The sequence below is a fragment of the Amycolatopsis sp. NBC_00345 genome (assembly GCF_036116635.1).
Lineage (GTDB): Bacteria > Actinomycetota > Actinomycetes > Mycobacteriales > Pseudonocardiaceae > Amycolatopsis.
The window spans coordinates 521,034-533,817 of sequence record NZ_CP107995.1; the positions used below are offsets into that span (position 1 = coordinate 521,034).

12 protein-coding genes are annotated in these 12,784 nt (G+C 71.5%); 5 read left to right on the plus strand and 7 right to left on the minus strand.

Annotation, left to right across the window (positions count from 1 at the left end; translation table 11 throughout):
* The first annotated feature begins 34 nt into the window (after positions 1-34).
* The 5 genes from OG943_RS02455 to OG943_RS02475 all read left to right on the plus strand — a co-directional run bounded on the left by OG943_RS02455 (position 35) and on the right by OG943_RS02475 (position 3,202).
* Entirely contained in the window at positions 35-712 is a 678-nt protein-coding gene (locus OG943_RS02455; protein ID WP_328608012.1) for a response regulator transcription factor, read from the plus strand.
* A complete protein-coding gene (locus OG943_RS02460; protein WP_328608013.1) occupies positions 709-1,851 on the plus strand; it encodes a sensor histidine kinase in 1,143 nt (380 codons plus the stop codon). Before OG943_RS02455 ends, OG943_RS02460 begins: the two co-directional genes overlap by 4 nt.
* Positions 1,852-1,882: 31 nt before the next feature.
* Complete coding sequence (locus tag OG943_RS02465) at positions 1,883-2,164, plus strand: type II toxin-antitoxin system Phd/YefM family antitoxin (RefSeq protein WP_328608014.1); 282 nt, start codon at positions 1,883-1,885, stop codon at positions 2,162-2,164.
* Complete coding sequence (locus OG943_RS02470) at positions 2,161-2,562, plus strand: type II toxin-antitoxin system VapC family toxin (RefSeq protein ID WP_328608015.1); 402 nt, start codon at positions 2,161-2,163, stop codon at positions 2,560-2,562. Before OG943_RS02465 ends, OG943_RS02470 begins: the two co-directional genes overlap by 4 nt.
* A 115-nt stretch (positions 2,563-2,677) precedes the next feature.
* Positions 2,678-3,202: a permease-like cell division protein FtsX gene (locus tag OG943_RS02475; protein WP_328608016.1), complete on the plus strand. Its 525-nt coding sequence runs from the start codon at positions 2,678-2,680 to the stop codon at positions 3,200-3,202.
* A gap of 76 nt (positions 3,203-3,278) precedes the next feature.
* On the opposite strand, the gene OG943_RS02480 is transcribed toward OG943_RS02475, so the two are convergent.
* The 7 genes from OG943_RS02480 to OG943_RS02510 all read right to left on the minus strand — a co-directional run bounded on the left by OG943_RS02480 (position 3,279) and on the right by OG943_RS02510 (position 12,525).
* On the minus strand, positions 3,279-5,390 hold the full coding sequence (locus OG943_RS02480; protein ID WP_328608017.1) for a 3-hydroxyacyl-CoA dehydrogenase NAD-binding domain-containing protein: 2,112 nt from the start codon (positions 5,388-5,390) through the stop codon (positions 3,279-3,281).
* The gene (locus OG943_RS02485; protein ID WP_328608018.1) at positions 5,390-6,625 is read right to left on the minus strand and encodes a thiolase family protein; all 1,236 of its coding nucleotides are present in this window, start codon (positions 6,623-6,625) and stop codon (positions 5,390-5,392) included. Before OG943_RS02485 ends, OG943_RS02480 begins: the two co-directional genes overlap by 1 nt.
* Before the next feature lie 87 nt (positions 6,626-6,712).
* Positions 6,713-7,975: a hypothetical protein gene (locus OG943_RS02490; protein ID WP_328608019.1), complete on the minus strand. Its 1,263-nt coding sequence runs from the start codon at positions 7,973-7,975 to the stop codon at positions 6,713-6,715.
* Positions 7,976-8,032: 57 nt separating this feature from the next.
* Entirely contained in the window at positions 8,033-9,103 is a 1,071-nt protein-coding gene (locus tag OG943_RS02495; protein WP_328608020.1) for a toll/interleukin-1 receptor domain-containing protein, read from the minus strand.
* A gap of 130 nt (positions 9,104-9,233) precedes the next feature.
* Positions 9,234-10,499, minus strand: coding sequence for a ribonuclease D (locus OG943_RS02500; protein WP_328608021.1), 1,266 nt, complete (start codon positions 10,497-10,499; stop codon positions 9,234-9,236).
* 71 nt (positions 10,500-10,570) lie between these two features.
* Positions 10,571-11,287 carry a response regulator transcription factor gene (locus OG943_RS02505; protein ID WP_033291604.1) on the minus strand — a complete coding sequence of 239 codons (717 nt, stop codon included), beginning with the start codon at positions 11,285-11,287 and terminating at the stop codon, positions 10,571-10,573.
* 674 nt (positions 11,288-11,961) lie between these two features.
* The gene (locus OG943_RS02510) at positions 11,962-12,525 is read right to left on the minus strand and encodes a DUF3000 domain-containing protein (RefSeq protein WP_328608022.1); all 564 of its coding nucleotides are present in this window, start codon (positions 12,523-12,525) and stop codon (positions 11,962-11,964) included.
* Positions 12,526-12,784 lie beyond the last annotated feature (259 nt).

Consider the following 12,784-nt stretch of genomic DNA (forward strand, 5'->3'; position numbering starts at 1 on the left):
AGGTGCTCTCAGGAAACTGTGGGATTGTGGTGTCGTGCGTGTTCTGGTAGTCGAAGACGAAGAGCCCTTGGCCGATGCGATCGCCCGCGGGCTGCGCCGTGAAGGCATGGCGGTGGACGTCGCGCTGACCGGCGACGACGGGCACGAGAAGTCGTCCGTCACGCGGTACGACGTGATCCTGCTCGACCGGGACCTGCCCGGGATGTCCGGTGACGAGCTGTGCCGCGAGATCGTCGCGTCCGGCGAGCTGACGCGGGTGCTCATGCTCACCGCGAGCAGCTCCGTCTCCGACCGGGTGGACGGGCTGTCCCTCGGCGCCGACGACTACCTCGCGAAGCCCTTCGCGTTCCCCGAGCTGGTGGCGCGGGTGCGCGCGCTCGGCCGCCGCGCGACGCCGGCGGCACCGCCGCTGCTGACCGCGGCCGACGTCGAGCTCGACCCGGCCAAGCGCACCGTGCGCCGCGCCAGCGGGCCGATCGAGCTGACCCGCAAGGAGTTCGGCGTGCTCGAGGTGCTGCTGTCCGCGGCCGGCTCGGTGGTGAGCAGTGAAGAGCTGCTGGAACGGGTCTGGGACGAGAACGCCGACCCGTTCACCACGACCGTGCGGGTCACCGTGATGACCCTGCGGAAGAAGCTGGGCGAGCCGGGCATCATCGAGACCGTCGTGGGCTCGGGGTACCGCGTGCCGGATCCGGCGGCCGGCGCCGAGTGAACCTGCCCGGCACGCGCAGCCTGCGGGCCCGGGTCACGATCCTGGCGACCGTGCTGGTGGCCGCGGCGGGCCTGCTGCTGCTGTGGCTCGCGTGGTCGCTCGTGGGCGACGCGGTGGCCGCCGTGCCGCACATGCCGCCCGGCACGATCGTGCGCGTGGACGGCGTCGACGTCGACGCGTCCACCCTCGCCGAGCACCTGCGCACCCACGCGGTGAACCGGGTGCTGCTCTTCGGCTCGCTGGCGTTCTGCTTCGTGGTGGCCGCGGCCGCGATCCTGGCCTGGACGTTCACCTCCCGGGTGCTGGCGCCGCTGCGCGAGATCACCGGCACCGCGCGGCGGCTGTCGGTGGAGTCGATGGGCGAGCGGATCGGCGACATCCGTTCGCGCGACGAGCTGGCCGAGCTGGCCGGCACCTTCGACGACATGCTCGACCGGCTGCAGGCGGCGTTCGACGCGCAGCGGCACTTCGTCGCGAACGCCAGCCACGAGCTGCGCACCCCGCTTTCGGTGATCCGCACCGAACTGGACGTGACGCTGTCCGACGAGCAGGCCGACGAGGCCGAGCTGCGCCGCATGGGCGGGGTGGTCCGCGACGCCACCGACCGCGCCGGGCAGCTGGTGAACTCGTTGCTGCTGCTCGCCCGGACCGACGGCGCGGGCCTCGCGGTGCGCGAGCAGGTTGACCTCGCCGTGCTCGTCGAGCGGGCCTGGGCGGCGGTGCGCTCGGAGGCCGCGCTGCGCAACCTGCGCGCGGAGTTCAGCGTCGCCGGCGCCCCGGCGTACGGCGACCCCGCCCTGCTGGAGCGGATCGCGGGCAACCTGGTGGAGAACGCCGTGCGCCACAACGTCGACGGCGGCTGGCTCGAGGTGGTCACCCAACCGGGCCCGCAGTGGTCGCTGCTGCGCGTGCGCTCCTCGGGCGGCCTGCTGGACCCGGGGGCGGTGCCGGAGCTGTTCGAGCCGTTCCGCCGCGCCGGCGTCGCCCGCACGGCCCGCACGGGCGCCGGCCTCGGCCTGTCCATCGTCCGCGCGGCGGTCCAGGCCCACGGCGGCACGGTCGTCGCCGAACCCGTGGTGGGCGGCGGTTTGACGGTGGCGGTGCATTTGCCGGTGGGGCCGGGTGTAGCGCAGGTGTAGCGCATAACCAAAAAAGCGCTACAATAGCCCTATGGAAGCCATCATCGGCCAGCGCGAGCTCAGGAATGACAACGCGGAGATCATGCGCCGGGTCGAAGCAGGCGAGAGTTTCACCGTGACCCGCAACGGGAAGCCGGTCGCCGACCTGGTGCCCCACGTCGGCGAGGTCGACCGGGGCCGGACGCTGCGCGAGGTTCAGGCGAGCTTCGGCCGGCTGTCCCCGATGGACAGCGCCGAGTGGCGCCGTGAGCGCGAGGCGGCCGACGAGGTCTTCGGCGAAGACGACCCGCTGATCACCGAAGGCAGCCAGTGACCTCGGGGGCGCGGGTACTGCTCGACACCTGCACGGTGATCGACCTCGAATGGCTCGATCTCGGCGCGTACGCCGATGCCCGGCCGGCCGTGAGCGCGGTGACGGTCGCCGAGCTGGGCTACGGGCTGGACGTCGATGACCCGATCCGCCGCCTGGACCGGACGGAGCGGTTCTACGCCGTGCTCGACCACTTCGAGGTGCTCGCGTTCGACACCGCCGCGGCCAAGGTCTACGGCACGATGGCGGCGCTGGTGCGCCGGAACGGGCGCGATCCCCGCCCGCGCCGGATGGACCTGCAGATCGCCGCCACCGCGGCCGCGCACCGGCTGCCCCTGTTGACCCGCAACGGCAAGGACTTCGCCGGGCTGGAACGGCTGGTCCAGGTCGTCGGCCTCTGAACCCTCCACTGAACCTCCACTGTGGACTCCGCTGGGAACTCCGCTGGGGACCGGCCGATGGCATGAGCAGGCCAGGCCGGGTGACGGGGGACCGCCGGTGTGTGATGATCCGCGGATGGGGAAACGCCTCTGGCTCCGGCTCGCCCCGTTCCTGGTGCTCGCGCTGGCCGCGGGCGCGGGGGCGGCATTCCTGGTCGCCGGGGCGGTCCGCACCCCGCCGCCGACGCTGCCGACGCTGCCGGTGGACACGAACCCCGTGCCGCTCGCCGGGCACACGGTGTGCGCCGGGGTGGAGCTGTCCTTCGACACCGACCAGGCCATGACCCAGGCCTCGAAGACCTTTTCCGGCGACCCGAAGGCACGCCGCGTCTTCGTCGAGACCAAGGCGGAGGCCTACGCGCTGTTCAAGGAGATCTTCAAGGACAACCCCGAACTGCTGCGGAGCGTCGGGCCGGACGCGCTTCCGGCCTCGGTGATCCTGCTCCCGGTGCCCGGGGTCGAGCTGAAGGCTTACGCCGCCGAGCTGAAGCAGAGGTATCCCGGCACAGCCAAGGTCCAGACCCTCGACGGCGACGCACTGTCGGCCAAGGCACCGCCGGACAAGCGCTTGCCCGCTTGCCCGAGGGCGGGCGAGTACTGAGACGGACACAGCAAAGGCCTCCCCGCCGGAAGAACCGGCGGGGAGGCCTTCGTGAACCACTGGCCTTCGTGAACCGCTAGGCCGTCGGCACCGACGCGACCCCCGGCGCGAGGAACGGCTTGCCGTTCACCCGCTCCGAGACGCCCGAGCGGTCCAGGTACGGCGTGATGCCACCGTTCCAGAACGGCCAGCCCGCACCCAGGATCAGGCACAGGTCTATGTCCTGGGCCTCCGCGACCACACCCTCGTCCAGCATGATGCGGATCTCCTCGGCGATCGCCGCCAGCGCGCGCTCGCGCAGCTGCTCGGCGGTGGACGGCGAGTCCCCGCGCGTCCACAGTTCGGCGACCTCGGGGTCGATCGACTGGTTCCCGGCGGAGTCCCAGGTCCAGACGCCCTTCTTGCCCGCCTGCACGAACTTGGCCAGGTTCTCGCTCACGGTGAAGCGGTCCGGGAACGAGCCGTGCAGCGTCTCGCCCACGTGCAGGGCGATCGCCGGGCCGACGAGCTGCATCAGCGTCAGCGGCGTCATCGGCAGGCCGAGCGGCTCCAGCGCGGAGTCGGCGACCTCGAAGGGCGTGCCCTCGTCGACGGCCACCAGCACCTCGCCGAGGAAACGCAGCAGCAGCCGGTTGACCACGAACGCGGTGGCGTCCTTCACCAGCACACTGGACTTCTTCAGCTGCTTGCCGACCGAGAACGCGGTCGCCAGCGCCGCGTCGTCGGTCTTCTCGCCGCGCACGATCTCCAGCAGCGGCAGCACGGCCACCGGGTTGAAGAAGTGGAAGCCGACCACACGCTCCGGGTGCTGCAGCTTCGACGCCATCGCGCTGATCGACAGCGACGAGGTGTTCGTCGCCAGGATCGCCTCGGGCGAAACGTGCTGCTCCAGCTCGGCGAACACCTGCTGTTTCACGCCCAGCTCTTCGAACACCGCCTCGATCACGAAGTCCGCGTCGGCGAACGCGGCCTTGTCGAGCGAGCCGCTGACCAGTGCCTTGAGCCGGTTCGCGCCGTCCGGGGACAGACGCTTCCGGTCGAGCAGCTTGTCGATCTCGTCGTGGACGTAGCCCACGCCCTTGTCCACGCGCGCCTGGTCGACGTCGGTGAGCACCACCGGCACCTTGAGGCGGCGCACGAACAGCAGCGCCAGCTGGCTGGCCATCAGGCCGGCGCCGACGATGCCGACCTTGTTCACCTTGCGCGCCAAGGACTTGTCCGGCGCGCCGGCCGGCCGCTTCGCGCGCTTGTTGACCAGGTTGAACGAGTACAGCCCGGCCCGCAGCTCGTCGGACATGAGCAGCTCGGCGAGCCCGTCGGTCTCGGCGGCGTAACCGCGGTCGAGATCGTTGGCCCGGGCCAGCTCCAGCAGCTCGACCGCCTTGGTGGCGCCCGGCGACGCGCCGTGCGTGCGACCGTCCACGATGGACTTCGCCCGCGCGACGGCCTTGTCCCACTCCTCGCCGCGGTCGATCTCGCGCCGCGCGGGGGTGACTTCGCCGCGCACGACCTTCGACAGCCACAGCAGCGACTGCTCGAGGTAGTCGGCCGAGCCGAACACCTCGTCGACGATGCCGAGCTCGGCCGCCTTCTTGACGTTGAGCATCTTGTTCTGCGCCAGCGCGTTCTCGATGATCACGGTGACGGCGGCGTCCGGCCCGATCAGGTTCGGCAGCAGCTGCGTGCCGCCCCAGCCCGGGAACAGGCCGAGGAAGACCTCCGGGAACGCGATCGCGGCGGTGCTCTCCGACAGCGTCCGGTAGTGGCAGGACAGCGCGAGCTCGAGCCCGCCGCCCATCACCGCGCCGTTGACGAAGCCGAACGTCGGGATCTTCGACTCGGTCAGCCGGCGGAACACGTCGTGGCCGGTCTGCGCGATCTCGCGCGCCAGCTTCGGGTCCGCCACGGCCTCGACGCCGGACAGGTCGGCGCCGACGGCGAAGATGAACGGCTTGCCGGTGACGGCGATCGCGGCCGGCTCGGCGGCGAACGCCTGGTCCAGCGCCGCGTTCAGCGACACCAGGCCCTGCGGGCCGAACGTGCTCGGCCGGGTGTGGTCGTGGCCGTTGTCCAGGGTGATGAGCGCGACCGGCTTCGCCAGCCCCGGCACCTTCACCAGGTTCGTGACGGCGGTGGTGACGACCTCGTCCGGGAACGCGGCCTTCGCCTCTTCAGCGGTGAACGTCATTACTTCGCCCCCTCGAACGCCGGGTTCTCCCAGATCACGGTGCCGCCCATGCCGAGGCCGATGCACATCGTCGTCATGCCGTAGCGGACGTCGGGCCGCTCGGCGAACTGGCGCGCCAGCTGCGTCATCAGCCGCACGCCGGACGAGGCCAGCGGGTGGCCGCAGGCGATCGCGCCGCCCCACTGGTTCACCCGCGGATCTTCGTCGGCGATGCCGAAGTGGTCGAGGAACGCGAGCACCTGCACCGCGAACGCCTCGTTGATCTCGAACAGGCCGATGTCGTCGATCGACAGGCCGGTGCGCTTGAACAGCTTCTCGGTGGCCGGCACCGGGCCGATGCCCATGACCTCCGGGTCCACCCCGGCGAAGGAGTAGCCGATCAGCCGCATCGCGACGGGCAGTCCCAGCTCGCGGGCGGTTTCCTCGTCGGCGAGGATCGACGCGGTGGCACCGTCGTTGAGGCCCGCGGCGTTGCCCGCGGTGACCCGGCCGTGCGGGCGGAACGGCGTCTTCAGCTTCGCCAGCTGCTCGACGGTCGTGCCCGGGCGCGGCGGTTCGTCCTCGGTCGCGAGACCCCAGCCGAGTTCCTTCGACCGGGTCGCGACGGGCACCAGCTCCGGGCCGATCTTGCCGGTCTTCACGGCCTCGGCGTACCGCTCCTGGCTGCGCGCGGCGTAGGCGTCGGTGCGCTCCTTGGTGATCCCGGGGAACCGGTCGTGCAGGTTCTCCGCGGTCTGGCCCATCACCAGCGCGCTCGGGTCGACCAGCTTGTCGGCGATGATGCGCGGGTTCGGGTCCACGCCCTCGCCCATCGGGTGCCGGCCCATGTGCTCGACGCCGCCCGCGATGGCGATGTCGTAGGCGCCGAAGCCGATCCCGCTCGCGGCGGTGGTGACGGCCGTCATCGCGCCCGCGCACATGCGGTCGATCGCGTAGCCCGGCACCGACTTCGGCAGCCCGGCCAGCAGCGCGGCCGTGCGCCCGATCGTCAGCCCCTGGTCGCCGATCTGCGTGGTCGCGGCGATGGCCACCTCGTCCACCCGCTCGGGCGGCAGCTCGGGGTGCCGCCGCAGCAGCTCTCGGATGGCGTTGACGACGAGGTCGTCCGCGCGGGTTCCGGCGTACATGCCCTTGTCGCCCGCCTTGCCGAAGGGGGTCCGTACCCCTTCGACGAACACGACGTTCCGTACCCCTCGCGCGTTCGGCGCAAGCGGCGGCGTACCTGGTGCGGCCACGAATGCTCCTGAAGTAGACAGAAATCCTGTCCGCAGGGTAGCCCTTGTTACCCACGGGTAACCAGGGGAGTGGCCCGGTCGAGTGGGCTACGGCACACGGGCGGGTGCCGGCGCGGCCCAGACCCGCAGCCGTCCGCCGCCCAGCTCGGCGAACCGCCCGGTGACGGGATCGCCCGCGGTGGGCGCGAATCCCGCGACGAAGGCGGTCCGCGCGCCGGTCTCCGGTTCCCAGACCTCGAACCCGTCCGCGGCGCGTACGTGAAGCCGTCCGCCGAACGCCCACATCGGTCCCGCGGGCCCGGCGAAGACGCCCTTGCTCCGTCCGCTCGGGACATCGAACAGCTCCACGCCCTCGAGGACCTGCCTGTCGTCCGGCCCGACCCGCTGGAGGGCGAAGGTGCCCTCGTCCAGCCAGGCCATCGGCGTGGTCCAGAGGTAACCGCGGTCGGTGAGCGCCTGGTCGGGCTGGGCCGCGTGGTGGTCACCGCCCAGCCAGGCCTCGACGTCGATCAGCGCGGGGACGCCCGCCGGCTGCCAGACCCAGCCGTCGTCGACGAGCCGGCGGCCGGACGGGTTCGCTGACAGGCTGCCGTGGAAGTAGTCACTGCGAGGCCGCCGTGGGGAGTAGCCGACGTGGTAGTCACTGCCGCGGTCGGTCAGCAGCCGTCCGGTGGCCGGGTCGAACGCGTCGAGCCGGTTCCAGGCGGTGGCGGCGACCACTTGGCCGCTGCCCAGGAACGCGAGCGGGAACGGCACCGTTTCGGCTTGGTAGTCGCCCCGGTCGAGCCGCAGCGTGACCGAGCCGGTGGCCAGGTCGAAGACCGCGCCGTGCCGCCCGAAGTCGGTGACCACGGCGGCGTGGCGGCCGTTCGGCGAGGTGTGCAGCGCGGGCCCGCGCGTGCGCCCGGCCCAGGTGTTCGGCGGCTCCTCGGGCAGCTCGACCGGGCCGACCGGCTCGGGTGCGCCGTCGTCGGGAAGACGGACCAGCCCGTCCGTGGTGAGGGCCAGCCAGCCGCCGGGCAGCGGCGCGAGGCCGAGCGGTTCGACCGGGCAAGCGCTCGACGACCAGCTACCGCCGGGATCCGCGTCGCGGTACAGGACCTCCGCCTTGCCTCGCCAGCCTTCGAGGCTGAGGCCGCAGAAACTGAAGTCGTCGGCGCGTTCGGCACACCGCGCGCAGACGGCCACCGGACAGGCCGCCGGATCGTCCACACAGGACTCACACCGCAGGTGGTACTCGGTGCGGTGCCCGGTCAGCCGCCGGTAGTGCGAGGGCGGGTCGTCGGTGATGAGGTGCGGGCAGGCCCGGGTCCGCGCCGGTCCGGCGTGACCACAGGGCAGGGTTTCCATCGCACCAATCTCGCCGGGGCGGGCCGGCGGCCGCACGCCCTTTTCGAACGCCCGCGCCTAGACCTCCACGTCGCGCAGCCGCCGCAGGGTCTGGATGCCGAGCTGAACCGATTGCGCGCCGAGCCGCAGCGGGCCGAGGGCGGCGCGCAGGGGAGCGTAGACGGCCTCCTCGTTCTGCTCGGTCTCCGCGAGGAATTCAGCGACCGAGGCCTCGACCGCCGCCAGCTTGTCGAGGACTTCGGCGAGCTGTGCGGACTCGGCGCGCACCGCTTCGACCTCCTCGGCGCTGCCCCGGACGGTCAGGTCCCTGAGGTACGCCCGCACGGCCGCCTCCACCTGGGCGGCCGTCAGCTCGAAGCCGGTTCCGGTCCGGCGGGCGCTGATCGCCAACGGCCTGATCCGCTGGGCCTCGGCGGCCCGGCCCTCGCGGCTCCGCCCGGCCGCCTCGGCCCGCCCGTCGTTCACCAGGCCGGTGATCTCGCCCAGGATCGTGTCGAAGTCCTGGACCTGCCGCTCGATCAGGCCGCTCAGCTCTTCGATCCGCTGGTCGAAGTCCCGCCGGTCGCCGCCGGACTCGTGCGCGCCGGGCCAGGTGAGCCGGTTTTCGGCCGCCTCGACGGCCTTGATCAGCTTGCCCGCGACCAGCTTGATCATCTGCCGGAACTCGGCGGTCCCCGGCCCCGAGACCACGGCCTCCTGGATGTCGACGTACTGCAGCTTCTCGACGACGCGGATGCACGCGTCGTCGCTGTCCCCGGTCAGGAAGTCGTGCCCGGCGACCATCAACGGGAGGATCAGGTCGGTCAGGCCGAGTTCCTTCGCGCGGGCGTAAAACGCGAGCAGCTCGTCACGGCAGGACGGGCTCTCCAGGAAGTAGTGCATGGTCACGACGGGGATGAAGACCGTCGCCGCGTCGAGGCCCTTCTCGATGCCGCGGCGCCAGTCCTGGCCCCAGGTGATCGTCTCGCGGTCCAGGAACAGGTCGACCTTGCGGCCGTGGCCCGCCGCGCAGTACTGCTGCAGCTTCTGCTTGAGCGGCGTGATGAAGCCGTCGAAGAGGTTGTCGTCCTCGTGCGTGAAGCTCAGGAAACAGCGGACCGCGGGTCGGTCGGACACGAAGTCGGTCAAGACCCACCTCCGGCTGGCTGGTCACGGCAGATTAAGCCGTCCGGCGGTCCCGGGGCAGGGGTGGCGAGAAGATGACCGGGAACTGTCCAGTCGTCCGGAATCTGGGCAGGAAGCCCGTCCGGAAGGCCAGTCAGGAAGCCACGGTCTGCAGGGCCTTGACCAGTGCCGCCGCGGTGAGCTCGACCTGCCATGTCCGGGCGCCGCCCGCGCGCAGGGCCTCGGCGACCACGTCTTCGGACAGCGTGGCCGGCGGGCGCCAGCAGGTACGGCGGACCAGGTCCGGCAGCATCAGGTTCTCCACCGGCAGCCGCCGCTCCTCGGCGATGGCCGCGAGAGCGGCGCGGGCCGCCGACAGCCGGGCGGCCGCGTCCGGGTCCTTGTCGGCCCAGCGGTTGACCGGCGGCGGGCCGTCGTTGGACTGGGCGGCCGTCGGCAGCTCACTCGCCGGCAGCGCCTTCGCCGCCTGCAGGTGACGCAGCCAGCTCGCGGTGTACTTGCGCTGCACCCGGCCGCTGAACACGGGCAGGGCCTGCAGCTCTTCGACGGTCTTCGGGTCGGCCGTCACGGCGTTGATGATCGCGCTGTCGGGCAGCACCCGGCTCGGCGCGCGGTCGCGCTTGCGGGCCAGCTCGTCGCGGGCCTGCCACAGCTCACGCACGGCGGCCAGGCCACGCGGGCTGCGAATCTTGTGCACGCCGGAGGTCCGGCGCCACGGCTCGGCGCGCGGCGCGGGCGGCGGGGCGGTGCGGACGGCCTCGAACTCCTGCCGCGCCCACTCCAGCTTGCCCTGCGCCTCCAGCTCCACCTCGAGCCGCTCGCGCAGCTCGTTCAGCAGCTCGACGTCGAGGGCGGCGTAGTTGAGCCAGTCCACCGGCAGCGGCCGCTTCGACCAGTCCGCGGCGCTGTGCCCCTTTTCCAGCGTGTAGCCGAGCAGCAGCTCCACCAGCGTGCCGAGCGCGACCCGCTCGTAGCCCGCCAGCCGTCCGGCCAGTTCGGTGTCGAACAGGGACTTGGGGTGCAGGTCCAGCTCGGCCAGGCACGGCAGGTCCTGGGACGCGGCGTGCAGCACCCACTCGGTGTCGTTGAGGACCTCGCGCAGCGGCGCCAGCTCGCCGTCGAGGGCGATCGGGTCGATCAGCACCGTGCCGGAGCCTTCACGGCGGAGCTGGACGAGGTAGGCCTTGGGCCAGTAGCGGTAGCCGGACGCCCGTTCGGTGTCCACGGCCACGGCGCCGGTCCCGGCGGCGAGCCGCGCGCACGCCTCGGCGAGAGCGGCCGCGTCGGTCACCACGGGCGGAGTGCCCTCGGTGGGTTCGCGTAGCAGCACAGGTGATCCAGCGGCCTCGGTGGTGTTGTCTCCGGTCCGGGCGCCGTCCGCCTGTGCACTGCTTTCCATGACTGACGACCCTACGGGACGGGCGTACCGCGCCTGGTCCGCCCGCCCCGCAGGGACTTCGTTCGCCTTCGTCAGCGGATCACACCGGCTCGCATGGCCAACGCGACCATCTGGGCCCGGTCACCCGTGCCGAGCTTGCGCCCGATCCGGGAGAGGTGCGACTTGACGGTGAGAGCGGAGAGCGAAAGCTCCTCGCCGATCTCCTTGTTGGACTGCCCGTCTGCGACGAGCTGCAGCACCTCGACCTCGCGGGCGGAAAGCTCGCGCGGGGTGTTGTCGGTGCCCGCGACCCGCGTGCCGGTCGCCAGGACCGGGGCCACGCTCGGATCGGCGTACACGCCGCCTTCCAGGACCCTGCGCACGCCGTCGGTCACCACGACCGGCGACGCGGACTTGAGCAGGTATGCCTGGGCGCCGGCCTGGAACGCCGACCTGACCGCATACGGGTCGTCGGACGATGCGAGCACCACAACACGAGGCCAGCCGTGGCTACGGAGTTCCGTAACCAGCTCGATGCCGCTGCCATCTGGCAGTCCGAGATCGAGGATCGCCAGGTCGCATGGCCCAGTGGCCTGCGCTCGCGCCCTCGCCTCGGCCACCGTGGCGGCCTCGTGGACGGTACCCGCACCCATCTGTGCGAGTCTTGCTGCGATTGCCTCCCTCAACAGCGGGTGGTCATCGACCACCAGCACGGAAAAAAGCTCTTCCCGCGGGTGCGGAACCATGCTCGCCGGCAAAGCACCGGCTGGCGTGGATCGAACGGCCTGAGATAAGCCGACGGTAGCCACGTCACTACCTCCCTGGAGTCGGTCGTGCCCCCCGACCGGCACCGGGACCTTCGGCCGTTCAGCCGCGCCAGCTTTAGACCGAAAGTGGTGTCGTCGAAGGCACTGTAGCCGCCCTGGGGCCGTTACGGGGGGATCGAATGGGTATCTATCTGAAACGACTCGTCACTCAGGGAGTTCGTTGTAACACGATCGGGCTAGTACCGAGCCGCTCGCTAACACATCGGCTCACCGGGGCGATGCAACAGAGTTACCGGAGTCGAAACGGCCGTGCAGATGGCCCGTGCAGCTGCGGATGCTTCCGCCCGGACGGCCCAAGGCCGGCCCGCCGAACCCGGAAAGTGGCCCCGGCCGGGGCAAGATCATCTTTATTCACGTTTGCCCGGACGACCCCGATACTGCTCTCGGTGATCGCCGCGGTGCCGGCCCCGCCCCGGGTGGCGGCACCTTGGCCGTGACCAGGGAATGACGCCGGGTGATCATGGGGTGTTCACGAAAGTGAACGTCCGCCCGTGCTAGTGCGTGCGGTCCCAGGTGGACGGACGTGAAACGACCTCAGGATCGCGCGCGAGCGGTCTCCGGTGGATCAGTTGTCCAGACCACGTGGGGGTCGCCAGGGCGCGCTCAGGGCGCGGGAGGCCCGTTCAGCGGCTTCCCGACCGGGTGAACTTGGGAAATCAGGAGCTCTGGCGCTGCTCGAACAGCGTCACGCCGACCGGCGGCAGGCCCACGACGCTCGCCATGACCTGGCAGAACGCGTACCCGTGCGCCCGCAGCGCCGAGTCCGTGGGCGTCCAGGACGCCCGCAGTTCCAGGTCGTCGGTGCGGGACGGCCCCGCGATGTCGCCGAACCGCGCCGACGAGGTCTCGGTGACCGTGCCGCCCAGCGCGGTCCAGGTCGCGCCGGACGCCTCGAGCGCGTCGGTCAGCCACGACCAGCCGACGGCCGGCAGGAACGGATCGGTGGCCAGCTCGTTGTCCAGCTCCGCGCGCACGTACATGACCAGGCGGAGCACACCGTCCCAGCCTTCCTGGCCGTCCGGGTCGTGCAGCAGGACCAGCCGGCCGGACGCCAGCACGTCCGCCGGGCCCGAAACCTCGCAGCTCACCGCGTACGACCAGGGGGCGAGCCGCTGCGGCGCGCGCATCGACTCCAGCTGCACCTCCGGGCGGGGCCGGACGGACTGCAGCGCCGCGACGGCTTCGCGGAATAGCTCGGGCACTGGCGTCATCGCGGTCACAGAACGACTGTAGGGCGGCAACGCCCGGTTGCGGCCGCAGGCGCGCCGAGGGACCCCCGACCGGCCGAGCCCCGCGATGACGACGTTGTCGGGCGGCTCCGGGAACGTGGGTGGCCAGGTGCTGGTGAGGGCCCTATGGGTTATTTACTCCGGTTGTAGTGGTCTGGGGGGAGACCACTACAACCGGAGTAAATGAGGCGTAGGGCGCGCGGCGGCAAAGGTGGTGTTGAGGTCGCCGCAGGTGGTGTTGAGGTGGCCG

Bases quoted from the DNA above. Each gene is read 5' to 3' on its own strand.
- OG943_RS02490 (WP_328608019.1), bottom strand. From the start codon at position 7,975: ATGGAAACCCTGCCCTGTGGTCACGCCGGACCGGCGCGGACCCGGGCC.
- OG943_RS02500 (WP_328608021.1), bottom strand. From the start codon at position 10,499: ATGGAAAGCAGTGCACAGGCGGACGGCGCCCGGACCGGAGACAACACC.
- OG943_RS02475 (WP_328608016.1), top strand. From the start codon at position 2,678: ATGGGGAAACGCCTCTGGCTCCGGCTCGCCCCGTTCCTGGTGCTCGCG.
- OG943_RS02465 (WP_328608014.1), top strand. From the start codon at position 1,883: ATGGAAGCCATCATCGGCCAGCGCGAGCTCAGGAATGACAACGCGGAG.
- OG943_RS02480 (WP_328608017.1), bottom strand. From the start codon at position 5,390: ATGACGTTCACCGCTGAAGAGGCGAAGGCCGCGTTCCCGGACGAGGTC.